This window comes from Flavobacterium panacis (genome assembly GCF_024649945.1).
Lineage (GTDB): Bacteria > Bacteroidota > Bacteroidia > Flavobacteriales > Flavobacteriaceae > Flavobacterium > Flavobacterium panacis.
Window position 1 is genome coordinate 192,484 of the sequence record NZ_JANKMS010000009.1, and the last position, 26,889, is coordinate 219,372.

Annotated in this window: 22 protein-coding genes; 11 read left to right on the forward strand and 11 right to left on the reverse strand. The window is 33.1% G+C overall.

Going from position 1 to position 26,889, the window contains the following annotated elements; genetic code table 11:
• The first annotated feature begins 169 nt into the window (after positions 1-169).
• The 3 genes from NQQ59_RS19055 to NQQ59_RS19065 all read left to right on the forward strand — a co-directional run bounded on the left by NQQ59_RS19055 (position 170) and on the right by NQQ59_RS19065 (position 3,594).
• On the forward strand, positions 170-2,158 hold the full coding sequence (locus NQQ59_RS19055; RefSeq protein WP_144217247.1) for a sensor histidine kinase: 1,989 nt from the start codon (positions 170-172) through the stop codon (positions 2,156-2,158).
• Positions 2,159-2,174: 16 nt separating this feature from the next.
• A complete protein-coding gene (locus NQQ59_RS19060) occupies positions 2,175-2,804 on the forward strand; it encodes a response regulator (RefSeq protein ID WP_144217250.1) in 630 nt (209 codons plus the stop codon).
• Between the two features lie 103 nt (positions 2,805-2,907).
• Positions 2,908-3,594, forward strand: coding sequence for a zinc metallopeptidase (locus NQQ59_RS19065; RefSeq protein ID WP_144217252.1), 687 nt, complete (start codon positions 2,908-2,910; stop codon positions 3,592-3,594).
• Between the two features lie 405 nt (positions 3,595-3,999).
• Here NQQ59_RS19065 and NQQ59_RS19070 read toward each other — a convergent pair whose 3' ends face one another.
• The 3 genes from NQQ59_RS19070 to NQQ59_RS19080 form a co-directional block, all read right to left on the reverse strand.
• Entirely contained in the window at positions 4,000-4,470 is a 471-nt protein-coding gene (locus NQQ59_RS19070) for an Lrp/AsnC family transcriptional regulator (RefSeq protein ID WP_008465121.1), read from the reverse strand.
• Between the two features lie 242 nt (positions 4,471-4,712).
• The gene (locus NQQ59_RS19075; protein WP_144217254.1) at positions 4,713-5,462 is read right to left on the reverse strand and encodes a uroporphyrinogen-III synthase; all 750 of its coding nucleotides are present in this window, start codon (positions 5,460-5,462) and stop codon (positions 4,713-4,715) included.
• Positions 5,463-5,476: 14 nt separating this feature from the next.
• On the reverse strand, positions 5,477-6,145 hold the full coding sequence (locus NQQ59_RS19080) for a DUF4271 domain-containing protein (RefSeq protein ID WP_144217256.1): 669 nt from the start codon (positions 6,143-6,145) through the stop codon (positions 5,477-5,479).
• A 106-nt stretch (positions 6,146-6,251) separates the two neighbouring features.
• Between NQQ59_RS19080 and NQQ59_RS19085 the strand changes: the two genes are divergently transcribed.
• Genes NQQ59_RS19085 through NQQ59_RS19095 form a run of 3 tightly spaced genes read left to right on the forward strand, consistent with a single transcriptional unit; the run spans position 6,252 to position 8,829 of the window.
• A complete protein-coding gene (locus tag NQQ59_RS19085) occupies positions 6,252-6,977 on the forward strand; it encodes a polyprenol monophosphomannose synthase (RefSeq protein ID WP_144217259.1) in 726 nt (241 codons plus the stop codon).
• A 10-nt stretch (positions 6,978-6,987) separates the two neighbouring features.
• Positions 6,988-8,328 (forward strand): dihydroorotase, encoded by a 1,341-nt coding sequence (locus NQQ59_RS19090; protein WP_144217261.1) that lies wholly within the window; start codon positions 6,988-6,990, stop codon positions 8,326-8,328.
• 9 nt (positions 8,329-8,337) lie between these two features.
• A complete protein-coding gene (locus tag NQQ59_RS19095; protein WP_144217263.1) occupies positions 8,338-8,829 on the forward strand; it encodes a DUF4296 domain-containing protein in 492 nt (163 codons plus the stop codon).
• Here the strand turns inward: NQQ59_RS19095 and NQQ59_RS19100 are convergent.
• A complete protein-coding gene (locus tag NQQ59_RS19100) occupies positions 8,826-9,821 on the reverse strand; it encodes an NAD-dependent epimerase/dehydratase family protein (RefSeq protein ID WP_144217266.1) in 996 nt (331 codons plus the stop codon). The genes NQQ59_RS19095 and NQQ59_RS19100 overlap by 4 nt on opposite strands.
• Positions 9,822-10,017: 196 nt before the next feature.
• On the opposite strand from NQQ59_RS19100, the gene tyrS reads away from it, so the two are divergent.
• Positions 10,018-11,313 (forward strand): tyrosine--tRNA ligase, encoded by a 1,296-nt coding sequence (gene tyrS, locus NQQ59_RS19105; protein WP_144217268.1) that lies wholly within the window; start codon positions 10,018-10,020, stop codon positions 11,311-11,313.
• Positions 11,314-11,470: 157 nt separating this feature from the next.
• On the forward strand, positions 11,471-11,815 hold the full coding sequence (locus NQQ59_RS19110) for a hypothetical protein (protein WP_144217270.1): 345 nt from the start codon (positions 11,471-11,473) through the stop codon (positions 11,813-11,815).
• Positions 11,816-11,879: 64 nt separating this feature from the next.
• Here the strand turns inward: NQQ59_RS19110 and NQQ59_RS19115 are convergent, their stop codons facing one another.
• From NQQ59_RS19115 to NQQ59_RS19130, 4 genes are all read right to left on the reverse strand, one after another.
• Positions 11,880-12,860 carry a LuxE/PaaK family acyltransferase gene (locus NQQ59_RS19115; protein ID WP_186296672.1) on the reverse strand — a complete coding sequence of 327 codons (981 nt, stop codon included), beginning with the start codon at positions 12,858-12,860 and terminating at the stop codon, positions 11,880-11,882.
• A gap of 152 nt (positions 12,861-13,012) precedes the next feature.
• The gene (locus tag NQQ59_RS19120) at positions 13,013-13,351 is read right to left on the reverse strand and encodes a T9SS type A sorting domain-containing protein (RefSeq protein ID WP_144217275.1); all 339 of its coding nucleotides are present in this window, start codon (positions 13,349-13,351) and stop codon (positions 13,013-13,015) included.
• 200 nt (positions 13,352-13,551) lie between these two features.
• Positions 13,552-14,745, reverse strand: coding sequence for a hypothetical protein (locus tag NQQ59_RS19125; protein WP_144217277.1), 1,194 nt, complete (start codon positions 14,743-14,745; stop codon positions 13,552-13,554).
• A 137-nt stretch (positions 14,746-14,882) separates the two neighbouring features.
• On the reverse strand, positions 14,883-17,633 hold the full coding sequence (locus NQQ59_RS19130; protein WP_144217280.1) for a TonB-dependent receptor: 2,751 nt from the start codon (positions 17,631-17,633) through the stop codon (positions 14,883-14,885).
• Positions 17,634-17,869: 236 nt separating this feature from the next.
• Between NQQ59_RS19130 and NQQ59_RS19135 the strand changes: the two genes are divergently transcribed.
• The 3 genes from NQQ59_RS19135 to NQQ59_RS19145 all read left to right on the forward strand — a co-directional run bounded on the left by NQQ59_RS19135 (position 17,870) and on the right by NQQ59_RS19145 (position 21,330).
• Positions 17,870-18,553 carry a response regulator transcription factor gene (locus NQQ59_RS19135; RefSeq protein WP_008465097.1) on the forward strand — a complete coding sequence of 228 codons (684 nt, stop codon included), beginning with the start codon at positions 17,870-17,872 and terminating at the stop codon, positions 18,551-18,553.
• A gap of 217 nt (positions 18,554-18,770) precedes the next feature.
• Positions 18,771-19,856, forward strand: a complete 1,086-nt coding sequence (locus tag NQQ59_RS19140; protein WP_144217282.1) for a sensor histidine kinase — start codon at positions 18,771-18,773, stop codon at positions 19,854-19,856.
• Between the two features lie 163 nt (positions 19,857-20,019).
• Positions 20,020-21,330, forward strand: coding sequence for a porin (locus NQQ59_RS19145; RefSeq protein ID WP_144217284.1), 1,311 nt, complete (start codon positions 20,020-20,022; stop codon positions 21,328-21,330).
• A gap of 122 nt (positions 21,331-21,452) precedes the next feature.
• On the opposite strand, the gene NQQ59_RS19150 is transcribed toward NQQ59_RS19145, so the two are convergent.
• The 3 genes from NQQ59_RS19150 to NQQ59_RS19160 all read right to left on the reverse strand — a co-directional run bounded on the left by NQQ59_RS19150 (position 21,453) and on the right by NQQ59_RS19160 (position 26,888).
• Entirely contained in the window at positions 21,453-22,532 is a 1,080-nt protein-coding gene (locus NQQ59_RS19150) for a glycosyltransferase (RefSeq protein ID WP_144217286.1), read from the reverse strand.
• A gap of 302 nt (positions 22,533-22,834) precedes the next feature.
• Positions 22,835-23,389 (reverse strand): hypothetical protein, encoded by a 555-nt coding sequence (locus NQQ59_RS19155; RefSeq protein WP_144217288.1) that lies wholly within the window; start codon positions 23,387-23,389, stop codon positions 22,835-22,837.
• Positions 23,390-23,453: 64 nt separating this feature from the next.
• Positions 23,454-26,888, reverse strand: coding sequence for a hypothetical protein (locus tag NQQ59_RS19160; protein ID WP_144217290.1), 3,435 nt, complete (start codon positions 26,886-26,888; stop codon positions 23,454-23,456).
• Position 26,889 lies beyond the last annotated feature (1 nt).

Below are 26,889 nucleotides of genomic sequence, written 5' to 3' on the forward strand. Positions count from 1 at the left end.
TTCTTTAATTATTTATATTTATAATCTTATATAAACAAAGTTAAAAGCTAATAAATCGGGTAACAATACCTGATAAAATGTATTTTTTATTACCTGATTTCAGGTAAAAGACAGGTTTTTCTTTTCGAAAGTCATTAAGCTTTAATAACTTTGAGTAAATGCCCCATTTATGAATAAAATCCACACCTTACTGCTTTTTTTGAGTTTCTCTGTTGTTTCTTATTCTCAGGTGATTCTTTCATTAGATGACGATACCGTTTATATTGACAGTATTGTCGGATATACAAAAAATGTAAAGTCAGACAGTATTAAGAGTTTGAATAGTTTCAGATTAGCCAAATTGTTTTTAATGGTGCAAGATGCTGAGAAATACAAAGAATTTCTTGCGCAGGGAAACCGTTTAAAAACGAAATTTCCTTTTGTAAATGATGCCGCTCTTTATTACAATGCTTATAGTTTTGTAGAAAAAGGAGATTTGGATGGTTATGAAAAAGCTTTACTGCAAGCCAATGAAAAGCTGAAAAAATACCGCTACAAAGAAGCTTACCGACTTCGAGCTATAGTGTTGCAGAATTACGGAATCTTGCAACAACATAAGAATAACGAAAATGCTTATATGAAACTGCTCGTAAATGAAGCCATTCCGATTGCGAAAAAAAGTGGTGATTATGAGTTGATCAGTGGTTTGAGTAAAGCGGTGGGGATTATTTTTATGAATAATAATGAACGAGAAAAAGCTGCAGAGTATCTTGACACGGCTCAGAAATATATAGAAAGTGCAACCAAAAAGTCGGCAACTTTGGCTGAATCTAAAATGGAGACTTATATAATTAATGCTGAGAATTTAGTCGAACTCAAACATTTTTATGATGCGAAAAGTATTTTGGATAAAGCTTTTTTGACTTTAAAAGATTATCCAGAATCTAACTTAAACGATTCTTATTTTTACTCAGAAGGAATTTATTATTCGAAACAAAATAAGCATAGTGAAGCCTTAATCAGTTTTGGGAAAGGAATAAAATCATCTGAAAAACATAAAAACCTAGTTGCTTTAAACCGATTGAAATTTGCAGAATATGGAGTGCTTTTTAAGCTTAAAAACTATGATAAGGCAAAAAGTAATCTCGAATATTTAATTGAAAATACTTCTTTTATAATCGACAAGAAAAACTATTATAAAGAGTTGTCTAAGGTTTATAATGCGACAAAAGAATATTCGAAAGCATATTATTATTCAAATAAATATAATGTTGTCAATGATAGTCTTAAAGGAGATAAGCTAACAAACGAAATTGTCGAACTTGAGGCTAAATACAAAAAAGCGGAAAGCGAAAAAAAGATTTCCTTGTTGCAATCAGAAAATGAAAAAGCGATTTTACAAGCCAATAATAACCGATTGAATTCTATGCTTTTTGCGGTGCTTTCGTTTTTGTTGTTTTTGACTGTTTTGTTTTTGTGGAGTTGGAATAATTATCAGAAAAAGTTAAGTTTTCAAAAAGAGGTCAATCATAAACAAGAATTGGATGTGCTTGAAAATGAGAAGAAATTGTCGATTTCGAATGCTTTGATTCAAGGAGAAGAAATCGAAAGAAAACGAATTGCCAGAGATTTACACGACGGACTCGGAAGTATGCTTTCTGGATTGAAAATGCATTTGAACCTTTCTAAGCGTGATCATAAAGAAAATGATCCGAATATTAATGAAATGCTTAATGATTCTATAAAAGAACTTCGCAATATTTCTCAAAATTTAATGCCCGAAAGTTTAATGAAATTAGGATTGGAACACGCATTAAAAGATTTGTGTGCTTCGCATTCTAATTCGGAAACAACAATTGAATTACAGTATTTTATAAAAAGAGCAAGTGTGCCGCAACATTTTAAAGTAATGATTTTTAGAATCATTCAGGAACTTTTGAATAATGCATTAAAATATGCTAAAGCTTCGCAGATTCTGGTTTCTTGTTCTCAAAATAAAGATGTTTATTTTATCACAGTAGAAGATAACGGAATTGGATTTAATGTTGCATTTGCGGAAAAACGCGAAGGAATGGGCTTGCGAAATATAAAAAACCGTGTCGCTTTTATGAATGGGAAATTAGAAATCGATTCGGTTATTGGTAAAGGAACATCAACTTATATTGAGTTGAAAATTTAATTACAGCTTATAAATTATGATATATAAAACAGTAATTGTAGACGATCATCCGATTGTAATTTCAGGAATCGCAGGTTTGTTGTCGGATTTGGAAAATATTAAGATTGCAGAAAAATTTGAATCAGGAATTGCGCTTCTAGATTATATAGAAGACAATACAGTCGATTTGATTTTAATGGATATTTTTCTTCCGGTTATAAATGGAGTTGATTTGTGTAAAACAATCAAACAGAAACATCCTAAAATTGTAATTATCGGAATGAGCAGTCAGTCTGAAAGAAGTTTGGTAATGCAATTTATTCAAAACGGTGGAAATGGCTATATTCTTAAAAATGCTTCATTTGATGAATTTAAAAATTGTATTTATAAAGCCATTGACGGGGAAATTGTTTTTAGTGAAGAAGTACGAACAATTATTAGTCAGCCTTTATCTGAAGATTTAGAGCGTATTCCTGGTTTGAGTAGGAGAGAACGTGATATTGCTTTGCTGCTTTCTCAGGGAAAATCGACTCAGGAAATAGCCGATGATTTGTTTTTAAGTTTTTTAACGGTTCAGACCCATCGTAGAAATATTCTTCAAAAATATAAAATGAAAAATGTGGCAGAATTAATTGCTTTTTTGTTGAAGAACAATATGCTGAATTAAGCCAGAATTGGTATAAAAATGTCAAAATGACATTTTGTTAAAGTGGTGCGTAATTTGATGTTTGTTTTGTAAATTTAAAAATCAATCTAAAAAACAAAAAAATATGGGATCAGGATATTTAATTATTGCTGGAGCTATCATGTTGTTCAGCTGGCTAGTAAGCTCGCAGCTGAAGAGTAAATTCGAGTTGTATTCAAAATTGCAATTGAGAAACGGTATGAGCGGTGCCGAAATCGCTGAAAAAATGCTTGCCGATAACGGAATCACAGATGTTCGTGTTATTTCAACACCTGGGCAATTAACCGATCATTATAATCCTTCAGATAAGACGGTAAACTTAAGTGAGGCTGTTTATAATCATCGTAATGCAGCGGCAGCGGCAGTTGCAGCACACGAATGTGGCCACGCTGTACAGCATGCAATCGGATACGAATGGCTTACAATGCGTTCTAAATTAGTGCCAATTGTAAGTGTAGCTTCAAATTATGTACAGTGGATTTTAATTGCTGGAATTCTTATGATTAAAGTTTTTCCACAATTATTACTAATCGGAATTATTGTTTTTGCAGCTACTACTTTGTTTTCTATTATTACACTTCCAGTAGAATATGATGCTAGTAACCGTGCTTTGGCCTGGTTAGAAAACAAACATATGTTAACACCAGAAGAACAAGCAGGAGCAAAAGATGCTTTAAAATGGGCGGCAAGAACCTATGTAGTTGCTGCAATTGGTTCAATAGCAACGTTGTTGTACTATATCTGGATATATTCTGGAAGCAGAAGGAACTAATTTGCCAATTAGATAATTAGTCAATTAGATAATTTATAGCAAACCCGACAGGTTTTTTAAATCTGTCGGGTTTTTGTTTTATTAATGTGCGTATTTTAGGATCAAGAATAATATAACCCAGATTCCTGATATAATATAAATGCAGTTTAAATATTCTTTGTTTTCAGATCTGCTGTATTTATAATAAAGTACTAAAGTGTAAATAATACTTATTGGAATTGATAATAAAAATAATAAAAAACCTGCTCCAGGATTACATACTCCGCTTGGAGCAGCTTTTTCTGCGAGGTATGTAAGAATGGAATATAGTGCAAAAAATAATATTGTTTTAATTTCTGGCTTTATCGTATGGAACATTTTAATTAAGTGTGTAAAAGAATTATCTAATTTTCAAATTATCTAATTCTAAAGCTGTATTTGCCTATCAATTTGCTGATCTAACGAAATAAATGTTTCTGTTCTTGAAACTCCTTCAATAGCTTGAATTTTGGTGTTTAAAAGCTGCATTAAATGTTCGTTGTCACGACAAATAATTTTAATTAAAACAGACCAGTTTCCTGTAGTATAATGACATTCTAAAACTTCGGGAATTTTTCTTAGTTCTTTTACGGCTTCTGAGTTTCTGGAGGCTTTGTCCAGGTAAACTCCAACAAAAGCCATTGTGTTATAGCCTAATACTTTTGGGTTTACAGTAAACTTAGATCCTGAGATAACGCCTGATTGTTCTAGCTTTTTTAATCTCTGGTGAATTGCCGCACCAGAAATTCCGATTTTATTGGCGATTTGTAGAATGGGCTTTCGGGCATCGTCCATTAAGTAACGAAGGATTTCTTTATCGATTCCGTCAATTTCAATTAAGAGAGAGTTGATTTTCATAACTTACAATTTGAAACTATTTTCCGTGATTTGGGTTTTGAATAGAAATCAAATGTAGTTAAAATGCTCTGAAAATGGAAATTCCAAATTCTAGAACTGGAAATTAAATTCCAAAAATATCCAATTCGAACATATATTTCAAGCAAGAAAGATTGTATTTAAAACAAAAAAAATCCAAATCCCAAGTGATTAATTTGGAATTTGGATTTTTAAAACTAGTATATTTTTTCCTCTTGGTTAGGTTATTTTCCTTTGTTTGCTTCGGCTACGTATTTTTCCAGCGCCATTGTCATAGAAGGAGTTTCAGGAGTTGGAGCAAGAATATCAATTCTTAAACCATGATCTAAAGCCTCTTTCTGAGTTGTGCTTCCAAATACAGCAATTCGAGTTTCATTTTGTTTAAAATCTGGGAAATTTTTAAACAATGATTTGATTCCGGTTGGACTGAAGAAAGCTAAAACGTCATAATAAACGTCTGCTAAATCAGATAAATCACTCATTACAGTTCTGTAGAAAATAGCTTGTGCCCAATCTACTTTAAGACCGTTTAATGTTACAGGAGCATCTGCATTTAATTGGTCAGATGCTGGAAGCAAAAACTTTTCGTCTTTGTACTTCTTGATTAACGGAGATAAATCTGCAAAATCTTTTGCCCCAACGTAAATTTTACGTTTTCTGTACACAACATACTTTTGAAGGTAAAACGCAACGGCCTCAGATTGACAGAAATATTTCAATCCTTCTGGAACTTTGTAACGCATTTCATCAGCAACTCTAAAAAAATGATCTACAGCATTTCGACTTGTTAAAATGATCGCAGTGTAATGATTAAGATCGATTTTTTGTAATCGAATCTCTTTTGCGCTAACCCCTTCTACATGAATAAATGGTCTGAAATCAATTTTTATTTTGTGTTTTTGTTGGAGCTCAAAGTAAGGAGAATTCTCCACTTTAGGTTCAGGCTGTGACACCAAAATTGTTTTCACTTTCATATTATAAATATTTTCTAAGCACTCCCTTTTGTTATCCAATAATAAAGAAAATAATAAGGGGCTATTTCAAGAGCGCAAAGATATAAAATAAAATAAAATAACTTGCCGATAATTACGTTTTGATACGTTTTAATTGAAATAAAGTAAGAGTATACACTAATACACAGCGAAATACCAATGATTCCCAGCGGTATAATTTGCGGAATATTGTTGTAATAGAACAAAATAGCGTTGATTGGAAGGATCAAAACGCCAATATAAGTTCTGTACGTTACTTTTTGTAAGTTAAATAGTTCTACAAAATCGTCGATATTGAAGGAAGTCGCTACAATTTTCTCAATTAAATATTTTCCTAAAATGAAATAAAGTAGAAAAGTTGCAATCTGAATAAACAAAATCCAATCGGTTTTGGCAGCATGTCCAAAAATGTTCATCGTAAGAAGGATGAAAAATGTATACGATACAATTTGTACAAAAAATAGTCCAACTGTAAAGCTGCTTTTCAAATGGTTATTGTCGCGATAAATCTTCGCATATTTATCAGAAAAAATAAGTTTGCTAAATTCACTAAATCTGGTTTCGTAAGCAGATTTTGTCATAGCAACAACGGCAAAGGTGAGTACAAACAAAAAAGTTGCCCAGTCTTTGTTTTCAAGAATTCGAGGATGAAGTTGTTCAATCATAGCGTTACAAAATTAGTAATTTTTTGATGCAATACTTTTATTATATATTTATTATGAATCAAATGCTATAAAAAGTTTACTTTTGCGGTGAAATTACCCAGAAAAAATGAATGATAGTATTGTCATAATTCCCACATACAACGAAATTGAAAACATAGAAAGTATCGTAAGAGCTGTGCTTTCACAACATAAATCTTTTCATCTCCTTATTATAGATGATAATTCTCCTGATCATACTGCAAAAAAAGTAATTGCACTTCAGGAGGAATTTCCAGGGAAACTTTTCTTAGAACAGAGAACTAAAAAATCAGGTTTAGGAACTGCTTATGTTCATGGTTTTAAATGGGCTTTGGAACGCGATTATCAATTCATTTTTGAAATGGATGCCGATTTCTCTCATAATCCAAACGATTTAGAAAAATTGTATGACGCTTGCCATTTTGGTGGAGCAGATCTTGCAATTGGATCTCGTTACGTAACAGGAGTAAATGTAGTCAATTGGCCTTTAAGCCGAGTTTTGATGTCTTACTTCGCTTCTGTTTATGTGAAATTTATTACTGGAATGAAAATTCATGATGCAACAGCAGGTTTTGTTTGCTACAAACGAGAAGTGCTGGAGAAAATCAATTTAAATAAAATAAAATTTGTCGGATATGCGTTTCAGATTGAAATGAAGTACAGAACCTATTGTGCCAAATTTCAAATTACTGAAGTGCCGATTATTTTTACAGATAGAACAAAAGGAGTTTCTAAAATGAGTAATGCCATTATCAAAGAAGCAATACTTGGAGTAATTTCGCTAAGATTAAGAAAATTAGTCAATTCATTATAAACCAACCGAAATGAACAGGATTTTAATAAAGAATGCCAAAATTGTAAACGAAGGGACAATTTTTGAAGGTGATGTTTTAGTTGAAAACGATCTGATTGTTGAAATTGCAGACAGCATTTCATTAAAGACTTCAGATTGTATCGTAATAGATGCCGAAGGTAATTATTTGATGCCAGGTGCAATTGATGATCAAGTACATTTTAGAGAACCAGGATTAACACATAAAGGGGACATCGAATCAGAATCTCGCGCTGCTGTTGCTGGAGGAATCACTTCTTTCATCGAACAACCAAATACGGTTCCAAATGCGGTTACTCAAGAAATATTAGAAGATAAATATCAAATTGCTGCTCAAAAGTCATTTGCGAATTATTCGTTTATGATGGGCGCAACAAACGATAATCTGGAAGAAGTTTTAAAAACGAATCCAAAAAATGTTGCGGGAATCAAGATTTTCTTAGGTTCTTCAACGGGAAATATGCTGGTTGACAGAGAAGAGACTTTAGAGAAAATTTTTTCAAGTACGCCAATGTTAATTGCAGTTCACTGTGAAGATGAAACGACAATTAAAAATAACCTTGCAGCTTTTAAAGAGCAATATGGAGATGATGTTCCGGTAACAGCTCACAATTTGATAAGAAGTGCAGAAGCTTGTTATATTTCTTCTTCAAAAGCAGTGGCTTTGGCGAAACGTACTGGAGCTAGATTGCATATTTTTCATCTTTCAACAGCGAAAGAAATGGAATTGTTTACGAATAAAATTCCGTTAGAAGATAAAAAAATCACAGCTGAAGTTTGTGTGCACCATCTTTGGTTTACAGATGAAGATTATAAAACAAAAGGGAATTTCATAAAATGGAATCCTGCTGTTAAAACTGCCGAAGATCGCGCCGAACTTTGGAAAGCTTTAAATGATGGAAGAATTGACGTAATTGCTACAGATCACGCACCTCATACTAAAGAAGAAAAAATGCAGTCTTATTTGAATGCGCCTTCTGGAGGTCCATTGGTTCAACATGCAGTGGTGGCGATGTTTGAAGCGCATCATCAGGGGAAAATTACTGTGGAGAAAATCGTGGAGAAAATGTGTCACAATCCTGCTAAAATTTTCAAAATCGAAAAAAGAGGTTTTATCAGAGAAGGATACCACGCCGATTTAGTAATCGTTAATCCGAGTTTGCCTTGGAGCGTAAAACCAGAAAATATTTTATACAAATGCGGATGGTCACCTTTTGAGAACTTTACTTTCAAATCGAGAATTACACATACTTTTGTAAACGGAGAATTAGTTTATAATAATTTCAAAGTAAAAGATACAAGAGCTGGAAAAAGATTATTATTTGACAGATAAAAAGCAACTATGAAGAATCTTGTAGTAATACTATTGGTTTTATTTCTTTCTGTAAGCTGTAAAAAAGAGTTGGTAAAACAACCTGCAAAGCTTATTGAGAAGGACAAAATGATTGATATTATGTATGATTTGTCACTTTTGGAGGCCATGCGATATCAAAAACCATTGTCTCTAGATTCAGTTGAAACCGATGCGACAAAGTTTGTTTTAAAAAAGTATAAGGTAGACAGTCTTCAGTTTGCTCAGAATAATATGTATTATGCTTCAGATTATGAAACATATAAAGATATGTTTGATGAGGTTAATAAAAGAATAGCCGTAGATCAAAGAGCGGCAGATTCTCTGGCTAAAATTGACGAGAAAAAAGCAGCGAAGGCGAATAAAAACAAACCAAAAGAATTGAAAGAAGTTTCAAAAGATTCAGTTCGAAAAACCATTCCAAAGGTTAATATCGATTCGATTAAAATGGAGCAAATGAAACGCAGAAAACAGATTCGTTAAATCTGTTTTTTAATATAATCATGTACATCAGTAAAAACCGTTCCTAGAGCGGTTTTTATTTTTTCATTAGAATATAAGTTTTTAGAATAAGAGGCTTTTGCGGTTGCTTTGGTAATACTTCTTTTTCTAAAAAATAAAGTCGAAAATAGTGTATCTGCAGTCCATAATAGATTCATGAAAAATGGTTTTGCATGAATATGAGGTTTTTTTGCTTTTAAAGCTTCTGCAACGGTGTTTAAAATATCTCTGAAAACAATATTGTCAGCGATGAGTGTGAAACGTTCGTTTTGAATATCGCTTTTCATTAATTCAAAAATGGTTTTCGAAACATCATCAACCGTAATAAAACCAGTACTTCCAAGTGTGTAAAATGAAAGTCCTTTTGAAACTTTCTGATAAATTTCACTGCTTCCCTGTTCGAAAATAGTCATCATTTGCGGTGGACCTAAAATCACGCCAGGATTTACAATTATGACTTTAAGGCCTTCTTGTTGTCCGCGCCAAACTTCCATTTCGGCACCATATTTTGAAATAGCATAATCGCTATGTGGTTTTTCTGGATTCCAGTCGGTTTCTTCAGTAATAAAAGTTTCATGTGGAGCAATATCACCTAAAGCAGCAATCGAACTTATGAAGCAAAATTTCTCGATTTCTTTTGCAATAGAAAAATTGACGATGTTCGCGGTTCCTTCAATATTGGTTTTTCTGAGTTTTTCTTCGTCTTTTGGGTCAAACGAAATCAAAGCGGCGCAATGATAAACTTTTGTGATATCGATAAAAGCATCTTCTAAGGAGGGAACGTCAAGAATATCGGCTTCAAGCCAATTAATTTTTTCAAACAAATCGGATTTCTTATAAAAATCAAAAACCGATTTGGTTTTTTGAATGCTGTTTTGAGTTCTATAAATAGCCCGAACATTTTCTCCATTTTCAATTAAATGAAGCAATAAATGCGCGCCAACTAAACCAGTTCCTCCAGTTACTAATACCATTTTGTAAAGATAAGTTTTTGTTTTTTTGCCACAAAGACACTAAGGCGCAAAGTTTTTTGTTTTTTGCTACAAAGGTGTTAAGGCGCAAAGATTAAAAAAAATACTTTGCCTCTTAGTGTCTTAGCGCCTTAGTGGCAGAACTTTTTGTGTTTGACATTGCCATTGATTATATTTGCGCAAATTATTTTAGAAAAAAATGAAGAATCTAGTTGAAGAATTAAAATGGCGCGGGTTATATCATGATAGTATGCCTGGAACTGAAGAGCAATTACTAAAAGAGGCTACTGCTGCATATATTGGTTTTGATCCAACGGCAGATTCTCTGCATATTGGAAGTATGGTTCAGATCATTTTATTGGTTCACTTAAAGAATTTTGGACACAGACCCATTGCTTTAGTTGGTGGAGCAACTGGAATGATTGGAGATCCTTCTGGTAAATCTGATGAAAGAAACTTGCTTGATGAAGTAGCTTTGGCTAAAAACGTTGCCGGAATTAAAAGTGTTTTGTCTCGTTTCTTAGATTTTAATTCAACTGATGCAAATGCGCCGGTAATGGTGAATAACTACGATTGGATGAAAGACTTTTCTTTTATCGATTTTGCACGTGAAGTTGGAAAAAGAATCACTGTAAATTATATGATGGCTAAAGATTCTGTAAAAAAGAGATTTAGCGGAGAAGGTGAGGGAATGTCTTTTACAGAGTTCACTTATCAATTAATTCAAGGTTACGATTTTTATCATTTATATAAAAACAACAATTGTATTCTACAAATGGGTGGTTCTGATCAATGGGGTAATATTACCACAGGAACAGAATTAGTGCGTAGAATGGGTGGAGAAAATGCAAAAGCGTATGCTTTAACTACTCCATTAATTACAAAAGCTGACGGATCTAAATTCGGAAAATCTGAAGGAGGAAACGTTTGGTTGGATGCTGATAAAACTTCGGTTTACAAATTCTACCAATTTTGGGTAAACACAACAGATGCTGATGCTGAGAAATATATCAAAATCTTTACCTTCTTAGATAAAGATACAATTGATGCATTAATTGAAGAGCATAAAACAGCTCCTCATTTAAGAGTTTTGCAAAAGAAATTAGCAGAAGAAATTACTGTTTTTGTTCACAATAGAGAAGAATTAGAAAAAGCAATTCAAGCTTCAAATATTTTGTTTGGAAATTCAACTGCAGAAGATTTGAAAAAATTGGATGAAGCGACTTTCTTAGAAGTTTTTGACGGAGTTCCGCAAGCTGAAATCACAAAAGCGGACTTGGAAAATGGATTGGAGATTATTGCTGTTTTAAACAAAAAAACAGGTTTCTTTAAATCAAACGGTGAAGCAAGAAGAGCTTTAACAGCAAACTCAATTTCTGTAAACAGAGAAAAGATAAAAGAAGATTTTGTTTTAACTACAAATGATTTGATTAATAATCAATTCGTTTTATTACAAAGTGGTAAGAAGAATTATTTTGTAATTCGTGTAGTGTAACTTTTTAATCGGTTATTTTTTAATTCATTACTGAAATCTAAATATATAAATCCCAAATTCTCAAAAGAGTTTTTGGGATTTTTTATTTTAATTTGTTGATAATGAAAATATAAAAGTTTTTTTATTAAGTTTATTCCCTAAAACTAACTGAACGAAAATGATTGGAATTTTACTTATTTACTGGATTTGGAAGGGATTTACCAATTTGGCCCTCGAATATGATAAGAACAAATGGGGCTATTTTGGAATTGGAATACTGTCTTACTATGGAGGTACTCTTATATCAGGATTTATAATTGGACTGCTGTCTGTGTTTGTTAACGGACTTGATAGTGTCAACGATGAAAGTTTTACTAATATAGGTTGGAATATACTTTTTGTACTTTGCGGTGGTTTGACTTGTTACGGCGTTTACAGACTTTTGGAACGTAAATGTGAAAAAGAAAAAGCACTATCGAAAAAAGAAGGAATAGAAAGTATTGGTTTGACTGAGGAGAATTGATTTTTTCTGTTTAATCGGTTTTTTTTGCGATTAAACGATTACACAAATCAACGATTAAACCATTTTACAAAACCATCAAATTACAGCCGCGAATATCAGAATTATCAAAACGTCCCAATACTTCGAAAGAATTGTTGGGATTTTTTTTGCCTAAATCCTGCGTTGCAATAAAAGAACAAGAATTGATATTAGCTAAATCAATTACATTGATTCCGCCTGTTTTTCCATCTTTCACGTAAGTGAGCGCATCTTCGGGATCGCGAACTAAAATATGCATCCAGGATGGGCATTCAAAAACGCCTTCACCTAAAGAATAAGCTTGTGCCAAAAGTTCGGTCATCCCGTATTCAGAATGAATAGAAGAAACGCCAAAACCTTTGCATAAAATATCGTGCAATTCTTCGCGAATCATTTCTTTTCGTTTGCCTTTCATTCCTCCAGTTTCCATGATAATGGTGTTTTGAAGGTTGAATTGATGTTTTTCGATTAAATCTAATAAAGCATAAGTAACACCAATAAGAATTACATTTTGACCAGCTTCATCCAATTCAAGAAGCTTTTTGATTAGGTCGTCGTGATTGTGTAAATAAAACCCGCTTTCAGGCTGATTGGAGAGTTTTATCAGGTCTTCTACCATATAGATTAACGAAGAGCCTTCGCGTTCTAAATAAGACGGCAAAAGGGCTAAAACAACGTAATCTTCTATATTGCCGTAGAATTGAGAAAATCCTTTGCGGTAACTTTCCTCATATAGGGAAACATCGGTCACTAAATGACGGCTTGTAATCATTCCAGTTGTACCGCTACTTGTAAAAGTAACTTGTGCAGGATCGTTATTTGAAACTACTTCATGACTTTTGAAAAACTGAATAGGTAAAAAAGGGATTTGTTGAAGTGATTTTACCTGCTGCGGATTGACTTTTAAAAAATCACAAAAGTCGCGATAGACTTGATTATTCTCGTGCTGAAAACGAAACACTTTTAGTGCTATTTTTTCAAATTGTTTCTGACTCGAAATGGTAAATATATCGTTGGCTGTGATCAAAACTTTTTTTTGCAAAGATATTTATTTTTTAGTTTTCAGTCGCGGTCGCAGTCTTAGTTTTTAGTCACAGTTTTCAGTCAAAGTATTCGTAAGTTTATAAACTGAAAACTGAGATTGCGACAGAAAACTAAAAAAGCTCCAAATGGAGCTTTTTATCGTATAATGAGTTTTCGGGTTGTCGATGCATTTTGTTCGCTTATTTTTATGATATAAACTCCAGGTGGCAGTTCCGAAACATTTAATTCTTTTGTTGTCAGATGAGCTTGTAATACTTTTTTTCCTAAGATATCAAATACAATAATTTCTTTTTCTAAATCGTTTTTGGATGATATGTAGACTTTACCATTTGTAACGGGATTAGGGTACAAGCTAAGACCCTCAATAGAAGTAGATTCCTGAGGTTTTGGTAATTGCTTGCTGTCTTGCGCTGAAACGCTTACAGTAAAGAAAAATGCCAATAAGAATGTAATATAAAAGTAGTTTTTTGCCATCGCGTGTATTTGGATATCGTAAATATACAAAAAAAATTACAAAAAGTACGCCAAAAATGAACATTCTAAAATTTAAGATATTTTTTAACATTATGGACTTGAAGTTATTACAAGTTGATGGGTTTTTCCATAAGAGCTATAAACAAAAAAACACCCTAATTTTATTAGGGTGTTTTTGAAATATTGTATGTCTTACGAGATTATAGACCTAATGTCCATCCAGCAGTCCAAGTAGGAACTCCTGATCCGTTTCCTGCTCCAGTTGCAGTTGTAGATTCTGTGAAAACTTTAGAAACATCAACAGCAGTTCCTGCAGTGTTTGCTCCTTTAGATTTAAGAGTTACATCTTCGAATTTAACGTTAGTAGCAAGTAAGTCTTTTCCAACATATCCAACGCTTTCGTCGTGTTGAACGTCAAATCCAGTTTTCCAACCTTTTAAAACAACGTTGTCAAATTTACCTTTAGTACCAAATCTTAATTTGAATGCTTGAGACTCTGCACTTGTATCGTTAACACCAGCTCCAATCAAAGTTAGGTTTTTGATATTTGGGAAAGCAATTGGTGTAGCTAAGTTGTTGTTACCATTGTTATCAGCTTCGATACCTCTGTTACCAGCGTTAGTTCTGATTCCGTACCAGTTTTCACCATTTCCAATCCATCCTTCAGTCCAGTCGAATAAATCATCACCAACTTTTTCTGCGTGTTTGTTAGAAACTACTAAGTGTTTTGCATCTACAGTTCCACCAAACCACTCGAATCCGTCATCAGAGCTTTCGTAAACTTGTACGTAATCTACAACAGTTTTGTTTCCAACTCCGAAGAAAGAAACTCCGTTGAATTCTTTGTCACTGCTGTAAGAGAAACCTGGGTACTCAATTCTTAAATATTTGATTGATCCAGAGTTGTCAGCAGCATCAGTTCCTCCGTATGCTAACTCAGAAACCTCTGCAGTAGCTGTTGAACCAATGTTTTTGTTAATTGGTGCTTTTCCGCAAAGTACTAAACCACCCCAAGCAGCTGGTTCTTTCTTTTGTGCAGTCATAATAACTGGATTAGTTGCAGTTCCTTGAACATCGATTTGTCCTCCTTGTGCTACAGCAATATATCTCACAGCTGCTAATTGATCTGCTGGTATTGTAGTTGCTTCAATGATAACTCCAGCCTTAATAGTAAGTTTTGCAGTGTTTTTAACTACTAATTTTCCTGTAAGTTTATAAGTTCCAGATTCTAATACTACCTCACCACTGTTGATTTCTCCTTGTAAGTTGTCTCTTACTACTACGAAATCAGATTTTGGTCCTTCGTTTTTGTTGTCATCGCTAGAGCAAGATGTTGTAAGTGTTGCAAGCGATAATGCCGCTAAACCGAAAATTGTTGAAATTGTTTTTTTCATTACTTTTTTAATTAGTTTGTGTTTATGCAAAGATTAGAACTTAAGCTTTAACCAACGTTAAGCCGTTGTCAACTGTTTGTTATGTGTTTTTTACTGTAATGTTAATTAAATGATAACTCAGTATTTGTTTTATGTTATTAGAATTGGTAGTTCATTCCTAATCCAAATGTTAATCCTTTTTTGTAATTGAATACTAAAATGTCTCCACCTGCATTTTCTTGAACTCTTTTGAATTCTGGATTCAATAAGTTTCTTGCTCCAAAGTCAATTCCAAAGTTTTTAGTCAATTTTGTTTTTAAAATTAGGTCTAAAGATCCCATAGCTTTGTCAACTAAATTTCCTCTTCCTTCGTTTCCAATTGCATAAAGCTTATCAGAATAATAATTGTAAGCTAGAGTTGCTGTAATACCAGAATCGGTTGTGAAATTTTTGCTGTAAGACAAATCTGCGTTCAAAATCAAATCAGAAGCTCCTGTAAAACCTGAACTTTTATCTGTAGTATTAATAGATAATTGTCCCTTTGTTTCATTACTTACTTTGTCGCGATTAAAATCCTGATTTGTTTTCATTAAAGAAGCATTAAATCCGAAAGATAATTTGTTAGTGAATTCTCCTTCAATTTCGAAAATATTTTTTCTAGCTTCCAATTCCACTCCATAAGCGTAACCAGTATCTCCAATGTTAACAAAAGAGATGTCATTTGTAGCAGAAGCAACAATGATTTTGTTAATAGGATCCTTAATGTATTTTCCAAAAGCAGTAACAGATAGTAACTCGTCGCTTTTTGGGAACATTTCCCATTTCAAGTCCAAATTGTAATTTTGTGAAGGATATAAGTTAGGATTACCAATTTCAGATTCCATTACATCTTCATAGATAAACAAAGCACGTTCTTTAAATTGTGGCAATGTGTAAGTTTTACTGGCAGCAAAACGAAGATTCTGTTTTTCGTTTAGTTCATACTTTAAGATCGCGCTTGGTAAAAATTCATTTCTGTCAAATGTATTTGTTCCTCCAGCGGCATCAAGCTGTGTTCTCCAGTTAACGGTTTGGGTGATTTTTTCATATCTAAGACCTAAAACACCGCTAAGTTTTTCAGATAATTTGTATTCAATAGTACCAAATCCTGCGTGTATATCCTGTTTTCCATCATAAGTTTGAGGAGTCATTCCTGCAAAAGCTGCAATTGTGAATAAACCGTTATCGTAATTTGATTGATTAAAGAATGCATCTAGGTTATTTGGATCTACATTTGTGTTTTGTCCAGTTTGGCCTATGCTAAAGTTAAACTGAATAGCTTCAAAGTCACGTTTTTTAAATCTACCGTTGTAACCAGCAGTAATTTTTCCTTTAGACTCACCACTTTCTTTGTCTCCTAATTTATAAGAAAAAGCAAGGTTAGCTGCTGCTTCATTTTCTGTCAGATCTTGAAAATATCTTTGGTTGTCAGTAGTAGTTCTTTGAGCAATTGTATAAGTGTCAGTCGTAGGATTATGGAACAATTTGTTTTGAGTTCTGTCTGGCATATTACCTTTTACAGTATTGTATGAAAGACCCCAATCCAAATCAATTTTATCAGTTAATTTGTCATTCCCTAAAAGCTGATTGATGTACACTGTATTTTGTGTAAATGTTCCTCTTACAGTATAAAGATTAGCATTTTCATTATCAAAATCACGATCACTTCCATAATAAGTATCTCTTGTTTGTTCAGATGTATTAACGAACAAAAAGTTATATGCAACTTTATGGTTTTTGTTCAAACGATAGTTAGCGTTGAACATTCCAGTTGTGTTGGTGTTATAAGTGAATTTTTCTTGGTCGAAAGATTTTATTGAAGCTCCTTGAGCATTCACATTTCGAGTAAGTCCTTCTCTAAATTCATAACCATTACCAAATCCTGCAGTAGCAAAAAGACTTAATTTTCCTTCTTCACCAATGTTGAAAGTTTTACCAGCTTTAAGGTTAAAGTTTCCTCCAAATGGAGATTCTTTTTTAGGATTTAAGCTGTTTTCGAAACTATAACTATTTAACGGGTTGTTAGGAACTCCGTAAGAAACAAAACCAGTTTTCGTAGGTCCTTGCTGTAATAAAAAGTCACTTGAGTTTTGTACAGCATTAGTGTTAACTTTAGACCCTAAAGAAATTTCAAACATTCCTTTTCCGCGGTAATCTTTAGATACGATATCTACATTTCCACCACCAAAATCACCATACATTTTTGCAGCATATGATTTGTCAATTGAAATGTATTCTACGATATCAGTTGAAAAAAGATCAAGAGCGATGTTCTTTTTTTGTGGGTCATTTGATGGAATTGGTAATCCGTTCATCGAAGTAGTATTGTAACGATCTCCTAAACCTCTTACGTAAATATTGTTACTTCCTTCTTGTTTAGAAACTCCTGATGTTTTTACAACAGCAGCAGCAACATCTCCAACTCCTTTTCTAGAAAGTTCCTGCGCACCAATAGATTGTTTGATGTCAACCGCATTTTTTTGTTCTAATAAAAGAGCAGTTTCTTTTTGTTTACTCACAGCGGCAGCTTGTACCACTACATCTTTAAGTGTATAACTTCCAGATGAAAGTGCCTGATTCATCACTACAGTTTCGTTTGCTTTTACAGCAACTGGAGCTTCTACAGATTCATATCCTAAGAAACTAAAAATAAGAGTATAATTTCCTGGATTTACGCTTAAGGAATATTTTCCATCTACGTCGGTATTTACGCTAATATTTGTACCTTTAACTAAAACATTAGCAAATGGTAAAACTTCGTTGTTCATGTCTTTGTCGGTTAGAACTCCGGAAATTGTACCTTTGTTTTGCGCGATCGAAATCGTACAGATAAATAATGCAATAAAGAGAAATCTTAAATTGAATTTCATTTTGTTCAGTGTTGTGTTAATTTATTTTGGTGCAAAGAAATAACTGCACCGTGAAGTCGATGTTACCAACTTGTTATGTTTCTGTGTGCTTAAGATTATCAAATTGTTACCAGATTAAATTACCGTTAACACCAATTTTTAAAGGTTCTTTTGTTAGTATATTTACCCCGTGAAATGAAAAACATCGGATAAATAATTAAAAGATTTGATGTAAAAAATCTCAATTTTTGCTATTTATGAAAAAAACACAAACTAAGATTTTATTAGTTGACGACGAACCAGATATCTTAGAAATCGTTGGCTATAACCTAGCTCAGGAAGGCTACCAGATTGTTACAGCTTCTAATGGAAAAGATGCTATAGCTAAAGCTCAGAAAGAATTGCCAGAATTAATTATAATGGACGTGATGATGGCAGAAATGGACGGAATGGAAGCGTGCGAGCATATTAGAAAGATTCCTGAATTAAATAATGTTATCATAACATTCCTTACGGCAAGAAGTGAAGATTATTCGCAAGTAGCTGGTTTTGACGCTGGTGCTGATGACTATATTACAAAGCCTATTAAACCAAAATTGTTGGTCTCTAAAGTAAAGGCTCTGTTAAGAAGGTTAAAAGAACAAGAAGTCGTTACAGATACTTTAAATGTAGGCGGAATCGAGATTAACCGTGAAGAATATAAGATTATAAAAGGCAATGTAGAAATTGCTTTACCAAGAAAAGAATTCGAATTATTTTATCTATTAGCTTCAAAACCAGGTAAAGTTTTCAAGAGAGACGAAATCTTGGATAAAGTTTGGGGTAACGAAGTAGTAGTTGGAGGAAGAACAATCGATGTTCACATCAGAAAACTGCGTGAAAAAATTGGCGAAGATCTTTTTAAAACAATAAAAGGAGTTGGTTATAAATTTGAAGTTTAATAACTCGCTATAAAGTTGAACCATATAAGTGTATAAGTTCATTTAATTATGGTTTGCTTTCAAAATAAAAAAGCTCATTTTTGTCAAAGTTTTAACTTTGATGAAGATGGGCTTTTCAAAGTTAGTATTTGTTCCTAAAAAGAGTTAGTTTTAAATGTACTTATATCACTTATATGGTGAGAAAAAGTTTTAATGTTTTATTATTTTAAATATTTCAATGAAAATCAATTTTAAAAAAACATACAAATTTGCTATTAAATCGGCTTTATATATAAGTCTATTTTCAACAGCATTTGTATTGATGCTGCTGTCTTTATTCTATAAAAATCAATTAAAACATCAAGTTGCATTTGGAATAATTTTCATTATAGTTATTTATGTTTTTTCTTTTTTGGTGTTACAATATCGAGTAGAACGCTTTATTTACCGACGAGTAAAGAAAATTTACGATGAGGTTTCATTGTTGGAGTCGACCACTTTAATCAATCAGCCGATAAATACTGATATGGAAACGCTTTCACGCGAAGTAAAGAAATTTGCAACCGATAAAAAGTTGGAAATTGAAATGCTAGAAATTCGTGAACAATATCGTAGAGAGTTTTTAGGAAACGTTTCGCACGAGTTAAAAACGCCATTGTTTACTGTTCAAGGTTATGTTTCGACTTTGCTTGATGGAGCAATGGATGATAAAAACATCAGAAAAAAATATTTAAAACGTGCCGAAAAAGGAGTAGAACGTCTGATTTATATTGTAGAAGATTTAGATATGATCACCAAATTAGAATCTGGTGATTTAGATTTAAATATGACTGATTTTGATATCGTTGAACTGATTCAGAATGTTTTTGATTTATTGGAAATGAAAGCCGATAAAAAGAAAATCAAATTGGCTTTTGAAACCAAAAATGTACAATCAGTTATTATTCGCGGAGATCAGGATAGAATTCAGCAGGTTTTAGAAAATCTAATTGTAAACTCAATTAAGTACGGAAAAGAAGGCGGATTGACTGAAGTTGGGGTGGTAAACCTAACCAAGAAAAAAGTCTTGATTCGTATCAGTGATAACGGAGAAGGGGTTGAAAAGCAAAACATTCCGAGACTTTTTGAACGTTTCTACCGTGTTGATAAAAGTGGAACCCGTTCTGAAGGTGGTTCTGGTTTAGGTTTGGCGATTGTAAAGCATATTATTGAAGCACACAAGGAGAAAGTTTATGTGGAAAGTGAGTTCGGAATTGGTTCAGAATTCTCTTTTACGCTCGAAAAAGCATTTAAAAGTCAAAAAAACGACATTAAAAAATTGTAACGTAGTTTTGGGTAAAAGCCCTAAAACAAAGGGTTTTAACGATAAATAAACATATCGATTTAGTCGGTAACATTAAATTTTTATTATAGTAACATCTGGTTAATGATTTCTTAACATAGGTGCGTCATCTTTGCATCCTGAAATTAAGGGAATTAGAGAACTAATGATAAAAAGAAAATTATTAGCGGTTTTGTTACTGCTAACTTGTGTGGCTTATGCACAAGAACCAACGAAGCAGGAATTAAACAAACAGGATGTAAAAAACGAGGTAATGCGTATTTTAGATTCTATCAACAAAGCCAAACTTCCGGAAACAAATTCTGGAGTAAGTAATGAAGACCATTGGTACGACAGAATATCGTTGAGAGGTTATGCTCAAGTTAGATACAATGGTTTGCTTTCTACCAATGATAAAGTTTCTTGCGAACAATGTGATAAATCTTGGGGAACTACTTCTACAGCTCCAGATGCAAAAGCAAACAACGGACTTTTTATTCGACGTGCACGTTTTGTGTTTTCTGGACAAGTTCATCCAAATTTATTCTTTTATTTTCAACCCGATTTTGCTAGTTCACCAAGTACTGGAGTTCAAAATTTTGTGCAAATTCGTGACTTGTATTTTGATATTTCTTTCGATAAGAAAAAAGAATATCGTGTTCGAATCGGGCAAAGTAAAATTCCATACGGATTTGAAAATATGCAGTCAAGCTCACAGCGTTTAACATTAGACCGCGCCGATGCTATCAACAGTTCGATATTAAATGAACGTGATTTAGGAGCCATTTTTTATTGGGCTCCAGCCGAAATTAGAGAACGTTTTGCCATGTTGGTAAAAGATGGTTATAAAGGTTCTGGTGATTTTGGAGTTTTTGCTTTTGGAGTTTACAATGGGCAAATCGCAAATAAGTTAGACGGTAACAGAGATTTAAATGTGGTAACAAGATTAAGTTATCCGTTTGTTATTGGAAGTCAGATTATCGAGCCAGGAATTCAGGCTTATACAGGGAAATGGGCTTTTACTGGTGAAATTTCATCAGGAGTTATTGTGAATGATCCTCAATATGTGAAAGATCAGAGAGTAGGAGCAACTTTCGTTTTATACCCAAGACCATTCGGAATTCAGACTGAATACAATATTGGTAGAGGACCTCGTTACAATACTTTAACCAATACAGTTGACGAAACAGATCTTAACGGAGGTTACGTTTTATTAAACTATAAATGGGATTTAAAAAAGCAAATTCTTTATCCTTTTGCTAAATTTCAATATTATGATGGAGGAAAAAAATATGAAAAAGATGCCAGAAGTTATGTTGTAAGAGATTATGAAATTGGAGTAGAATGGCAGCCGTTTAAAGCATTCGAATTAACAGCAGAATACGTAATCGCAGATCGTACTTTTGAAGACAGTGCACTTCCAGTAAATAGACAACAAGGAAATTTGCTAAGATTACAAGCGCAGTTTAACTTCTAAATCATACGAAGATAAACAGATTCGCTTTCGCAAAGACGCGGATAAAAACAGATTTTTTATATAGTAAAATCCGTTTTTATCCGCGTTTTGTTTTGAAACAAATCCGTTTCATCCGCGTTCAATTACGCTGTTTTTTCCTCGAAAACTTTAAATAAAGAATCCCAGTCGATGTGATTTTCAAATTGAGCCAATCCTTTAAACGATTTTACTTTTGATAAGTCTTCAATACTAAAGTCATCTTGCATGGCATAAGGTACAAGATTTTCTTCTTGAAGCTTAACCGCAAGATATTCTTGTTCGTATTGTCCAGGAGTTGGAATAAAAAAGGCTTTTTTACCCAATTTAGCCAAATCCATCACGGTAGTATAACCAGAACGACATAGTACAAACTCACTTTCATTAAAGGTTTGTTCCAGTTGCTTTGAGTTCATAAAATTATAATACGTAATATTTCCTGCTTGCCATTTTTCCTGAGATTTCTCTACAATTCCTTGTACAAAAACCACTTTTCCAGGATAATTTGCTGCTTCTTTTTGTAATTTTTCGTCCAAGAATGTACGTTGTGGTTCTGGTCCTGATAGTATAATCATAAGATCGTAAACTTTTGGAGTCTCTTTTTTTCGCATACGACTTAATGGGCCGATATATCTTAAATTCAGTTCGTTAGTTTTAAGATGACCTAGATCTCCAGTAAGATTTACTTTTTCATCGGTATCTGGAACCCAGCATTCGTTATATTTTTTAATAAAATGCTGATGACATTTACTTGTAAACCAAGTTGTATTTCCTGTCATTACATTTAACTGATGCGTCATAAATACAGAAGGTACTTTTCTACTAAAAACGCCCAATCTATTATCTGAGATTATTCCATCGATACCATGTTTTTTAATCCAGGTATTGACCATTTTTTTCTCATCTAAAATGGCAGTAATCATTTTCGGAAGATTTTTAATTAACTTCCATTTAAAGTTTTTTCCATTCTTTGCATATTCAATATGATAAGAAGGAAGTTCTAAAGTTTGTATATAAGGAAATTCTTTTCTCAATAAAGCCAGCGCAACTCCGTCTGAGGCAATAATCGGAATATAATTATTCTCCTGAAGCGCCTTTATAATAGGAATACAGCGAGTAGCATGGCCAAGTCCCCAATTTAATGGAGCGACTAAAATTGTTTTGTTCGCAGAATAATCAATGCTCATTTTTTAACACGTTTTAAAAACGAAGATAAAGAAATATGTTTTGGATGGTATTTAGAGGGTATTACTAAATTATTAACTCTAGATTTACTAAAAGACTAGAATTTTCGAGGGGTATTTCAAAAATAATTTACTTTTTACCAATAAGATTATCTCTATGTTAAGTGATTTCGATTTTTTTGAAATGACCTTAATAAGGAAATTTGTAGGTTAAGTTGCAAAATAAAAAAAACCGAACATTTGTTCGGTTTTAAATATACCTTTTAAGAAAACTTAGAAGCTTAGTATCTTAGCACCTTAGTGCCTTAATCCTGAATATAAGTTTTATTACCATTTTTGTTGATATAGTATTTTCCGCCTCTTGGTCCGGTATATACTTTTTTACCATTGTATTCGCCAGTAACTTTATCCGGAACAGATGGTGCTTTTTCGTTTGTCTCTTTTAAAGTTTTAGTAGCCGATTTTTTTGCAGCGGTTGCCTCTTTTTTAGCGTCATCAGCTTTTGCTTTGGTTTTGGTAGCATCTGATTTTGCTTTATCAGCGGTCTTTTTTGCTTTGTCAGACTCGGTAGTTGCTTTTTTTGCGTCTGCTTTTGCTTTTGTAGCTTCCTTGTCTGCGGTTTTCTTAGCCTTGTCAGCCGTTTCTTTTTTTGCTTTTGCGGATGCTTCTTTAGCATCATCTGCTGCTTTTTTAGATTTTGCAGCTTCTTTTTTGGCATCTGCCGAAGCTTTGTCTGCACTAGCTTTTGCTTTTTTGGCTGAGGCTTCTGTTTTGCTTTTTGCAGCTTTTGCAGTTGTTTCCTGGGCGTAGAAGTTAGATGAGAAAACAACTATAAAACAGAACAATAATAATTTTTTCATAAGGTTATACGTTTAAATTTTCAATTAAAATTAAACAATTTTTTGTCATCTTTTTCGGAGCGCATCAAAAATATGCACGGAGCTGAACATTTCCAGTATGAATCGTATTTCCCGTCTCGCTTTTACGGCCTTGATAGTTTAAATTTACATCCAAAAACGATGTAATGTTCTTTTGCAGAAGTAGTTTCCAAACCAGATTTGATCCTGCCTGAAGTCCTTCCAACATCTGAAAACCTACCGATGAAAATTCATTTCCATCAAATTTATTTTCATAGAAAGAAAACTCACCATTTACCGTTACTTTCTTTTCACCTGCATAAGAAAATGAAGTCCCGATTCGGTTTTGCTTTAAAGTTTCAAAATTTCCAATTTGATTTTTCTTGTTTTGAAGTTCATAAAAGAAATCGAGTTTGGTGTTTTTAGAAAACAAATAACTAATTTTTGGCGCCATTTGCCAGCCGTCGATATCATAGTTTTTTTCGGCAAAATCTTCAGAAACCAAGTCGGTTTTTATGGTTTTGGTAAAGAAATTAAACAGCCAGCTTTTTTGGTACAAATGCGTGTATTGAAGTTGATGTGAATAGTTTTGAACATTTTGAGATCCGATGGAAAGTAAACTTTTACCTTTATTTACAAGATAAGAATAGGTAACAGAATGTTTCTGGCGCCCGCGATTGTAGAATAAACTGTTTCTAAAACTAGAATTTAATCCTAAAATATTTTCTTCAGAAGAGCTAAACGGATTAAGTTCCAGCTTTTCGCCTTCGCTTTTTACTTTTCGATCCATTATAAAAGAAGTCTGATTGTAAAAATGAGACAGTACTTTTTTATATCCTTTTTCATTTTGCCATTGCAACGGATTCAAAGTTAAAGACTGAGAGAACTTATTCTGATTGGTTTTAATATAAATCTGATTCGGGAGAAAGATTCTCACATATTTTGCCTGATCCTGAAAAACGGCGATTTCAAATTCCTGCAATTCCTGAATTCCATTACCGTTATAATCGTTCCAGGTATAAACTCCTTGTCCTGCCGGAACTTCTACATACGTGAATTCTTGTTGTGCGATCGTTCCAGAACTGGTTTCATAAGTGGTTCCAATCTGCATTAATTGATTAAAAAAACGATCATTATACAAAACTCTTGAATTTAATGAAGGTTCATTTTTTCTGGACGTATCGGTAAAATCTAAATTTCGATAACTCGCATAAACAGCTAAATCTGTTTTTTTATTTTGAATTAGCTTTGACTTTAAGTAATAGGTCTGCGAATTGTTGACATGTTGCAAAAATCCGTTTTGTAAACTATCATTTTTTCTTTGCAGAAAACCAATTTCTACAAAAACCTTAGTGCTGTCACCTCTTCCTGTAAATACACCATATTCTGAAAATCTCTGACTCAAAGTAGAAAACTGGCCAGTAACTTTGTCTTTTTCCTGATTGTCTTCTAATTGCATACTACCTCCAATCCAGTTTTTGCCAAAATGATATTTAGTTCTGGTTTGATTTCGAATGAATTTCGAAGTCGAAGCCGTTGCATCAGAATTCAGGAAACTTCCATTATTTTCGATGGTCCATTTTTTTAGTTTGAACAAAGCAGAAGTGGTATGTCTGGAACCTGTATAGCTTTCGCTAAAATCTAACTTTTCAAATTGATAGGTTACCAAACCAATATTGGAGGTTTTCTTTTTAGAAAATAAATTAAAATTAAAACCTGTAACCAAAAGACTCTGATTTCCTAAAAGTGTTCCTGTTAAGTTCCAATCGCGATTAAATTCGATATTATACAAACGTTCAACCGATTTGAAATTTTGCTCTACATATTGATAATTAGCAAAAGCATCTAAACTCCAGCTTCTGGAAAAAAGACGTTTTTTAAGATTGGTTTTAAAAGCGATTCCTTCGTTATTGGCATCATCAATTCCTGAAAATAAGTTCTGATCATTATTACTGACCGCTATTTCAAAATCGACCAAAGTTTTTTCATTCGGATTGTATTTTCCTAAGAAGGTCGCGACCTGAAGTTTCATCGGAGCGACAAGCTGTACAATGGGTTCATAATTCCCCTGAAGAATTCCATTTATGGGTTCTACATATTGATAAATACGTTCAACCGCATTGTTGTTCTGAATGATATAATTTCCAGCATTTGCACCAACCTGACTAAATCTTACATTGTATAAAACATCAGTCGGATTATTTGAATATTCATAAACTTCAACCGAATTGATAATGGTTTTTTTGTATAAAATTTTATTGTTGGCATATTTGTCTTCGTAGGCAGAAGGCGCTTTCATCAAATTGACATCATCTCCCGCTTGACTTAAAATCTGAACTTGCTCTGGAGAAAGATTCTGCTGTAAAGGCTGGTTTTTTAAATCATTTTCAGAATAGACATAACCGCCAAAACTCCATTTTTTGTTTTCGTGCGTAGCGCCTGCATAAGTCACAAGACGATTGTAATTTCGTTCTGAATATTGGTATTCTACATTAATCCTCATTTCGGAAGTAATGGTAAAAAGAGAGGTAAAGACAATCTCTCCGGCATTATAATCAATAACATAATCATTGTTTTCGCCACGTTTTAGTAGAACACCATTTACGTAAACTCTTTCAGATCCTGAAATAACCAAAACGTACAATTCACCATTTTGTCCTTTCAGTTTATAAGGTCCCTGATTTCCTTCTTGACCTGTAAAAGTACTTTTGGCATATTGACCTTTTACAAAAGCGACCGAGGCAAAGACATTGGTTTTGCTTTTCTCGGTGTCAAAATCAAAACTTGCTGAAAGTCCTTGAACTTTTTTATTGAAACTTAAAAATTGTGTTTTTCTGTTTTCTAAAAAAACGTCGCCCGCACGAACGTTCCAGTCGTCGCTAAAAAGTTCCATGAAGATATTATCAAATTGATCTAATTTTTGAGAATAACCACCATCCTGAAGCGGAATATTATTATCCTGAAGAGAAGCCCGAAGACTAACTTTATCGGAGATTTTTCCAGTAATCTGCAAATCTAAGTTAGAGTTTAAAACCGTGCTTTGATTGTTTCCAACAGTAATACCTCTGGTGATACTTCCCGAAGTGTTAAGACCATCAAAAGGAGTGACTTTTTTAGCATTGGCATTATTGTCAATTCGGTACAATTTTTCGGTTCCTACATCGCTATTTACAATCTGATCTGAATTGTAAAGACTGTATTCTTTGGTTAAGAAATCAGGATATTGAAGATAATTGACAATTAAAGTATCAGAAGTTGATTGGAATTTTTCATTTAAAAGTAAAAAGCCTTTTCGAAAATCAATAGTATAAAAAGTCGAATCTACAGGTTCTTTTTTAGTGTTTAATAACTGGAAAAACCCAGAATTGATACTTACTTTTTCTAAATGAATGGTGTCTTTTGAAACTACTATTTTTTTGGTTTTATACAGCGTTTCAGTTTCCTGAGCGTGAAGCGCAGAAAGACAGAAGAAAACCGTCCAAAACAGTAATTTTTTCAACATA

What these genes read in the sequence shown, in the direction of transcription:
- NQQ59_RS19055 (WP_144217247.1), top strand. Translation starts at nt 170, where the DNA reads ATGAATAAAATCCACACCTTACTGCTTTTTTTGAGTTTCTCTGTTGTT.
- NQQ59_RS19060 (WP_144217250.1), top strand. Translation starts at nt 2,175, where the DNA reads ATGATATATAAAACAGTAATTGTAGACGATCATCCGATTGTAATTTCA.
- NQQ59_RS19065 (WP_144217252.1), top strand. Translation starts at nt 2,908, where the DNA reads ATGGGATCAGGATATTTAATTATTGCTGGAGCTATCATGTTGTTCAGC.
- NQQ59_RS19070 (WP_008465121.1), bottom strand. Translation starts at nt 4,470, where the DNA reads ATGAAAATCAACTCTCTCTTAATTGAAATTGACGGAATCGATAAAGAA.
- NQQ59_RS19075 (WP_144217254.1), bottom strand. Translation starts at nt 5,462, where the DNA reads ATGAAAGTGAAAACAATTTTGGTGTCACAGCCTGAACCTAAAGTGGAG.
- NQQ59_RS19080 (WP_144217256.1), bottom strand. Translation starts at nt 6,145, where the DNA reads ATGATTGAACAACTTCATCCTCGAATTCTTGAAAACAAAGACTGGGCA.
- NQQ59_RS19085 (WP_144217259.1), top strand. Translation starts at nt 6,252, where the DNA reads ATGAATGATAGTATTGTCATAATTCCCACATACAACGAAATTGAAAAC.
- NQQ59_RS19090 (WP_144217261.1), top strand. Translation starts at nt 6,988, where the DNA reads ATGAACAGGATTTTAATAAAGAATGCCAAAATTGTAAACGAAGGGACA.
- NQQ59_RS19095 (WP_144217263.1), top strand. Translation starts at nt 8,338, where the DNA reads ATGAAGAATCTTGTAGTAATACTATTGGTTTTATTTCTTTCTGTAAGC.
- NQQ59_RS19100 (WP_144217266.1), bottom strand. Translation starts at nt 9,821, where the DNA reads ATGGTATTAGTAACTGGAGGAACTGGTTTAGTTGGCGCGCATTTATTG.
- tyrS (WP_144217268.1), top strand. Translation starts at nt 10,018, where the DNA reads ATGAAGAATCTAGTTGAAGAATTAAAATGGCGCGGGTTATATCATGAT.
- NQQ59_RS19110 (WP_144217270.1), top strand. Translation starts at nt 11,471, where the DNA reads ATGATTGGAATTTTACTTATTTACTGGATTTGGAAGGGATTTACCAAT.
- NQQ59_RS19120 (WP_144217275.1), bottom strand. Translation starts at nt 13,351, where the DNA reads ATGGCAAAAAACTACTTTTATATTACATTCTTATTGGCATTTTTCTTT.
- NQQ59_RS19125 (WP_144217277.1), bottom strand. Translation starts at nt 14,745, where the DNA reads ATGAAAAAAACAATTTCAACAATTTTCGGTTTAGCGGCATTATCGCTT.
- NQQ59_RS19130 (WP_144217280.1), bottom strand. Translation starts at nt 17,633, where the DNA reads ATGAAATTCAATTTAAGATTTCTCTTTATTGCATTATTTATCTGTACG.
- NQQ59_RS19135 (WP_008465097.1), top strand. Translation starts at nt 17,870, where the DNA reads ATGAAAAAAACACAAACTAAGATTTTATTAGTTGACGACGAACCAGAT.
- NQQ59_RS19140 (WP_144217282.1), top strand. Translation starts at nt 18,771, where the DNA reads ATGAAAATCAATTTTAAAAAAACATACAAATTTGCTATTAAATCGGCT.
- NQQ59_RS19145 (WP_144217284.1), top strand. Translation starts at nt 20,020, where the DNA reads ATGATAAAAAGAAAATTATTAGCGGTTTTGTTACTGCTAACTTGTGTG.
- NQQ59_RS19150 (WP_144217286.1), bottom strand. Translation starts at nt 22,532, where the DNA reads ATGAGCATTGATTATTCTGCGAACAAAACAATTTTAGTCGCTCCATTA.
- NQQ59_RS19155 (WP_144217288.1), bottom strand. Translation starts at nt 23,389, where the DNA reads ATGAAAAAATTATTATTGTTCTGTTTTATAGTTGTTTTCTCATCTAAC.
- NQQ59_RS19160 (WP_144217290.1), bottom strand. Translation starts at nt 26,888, where the DNA reads ATGTTGAAAAAATTACTGTTTTGGACGGTTTTCTTCTGTCTTTCTGCG.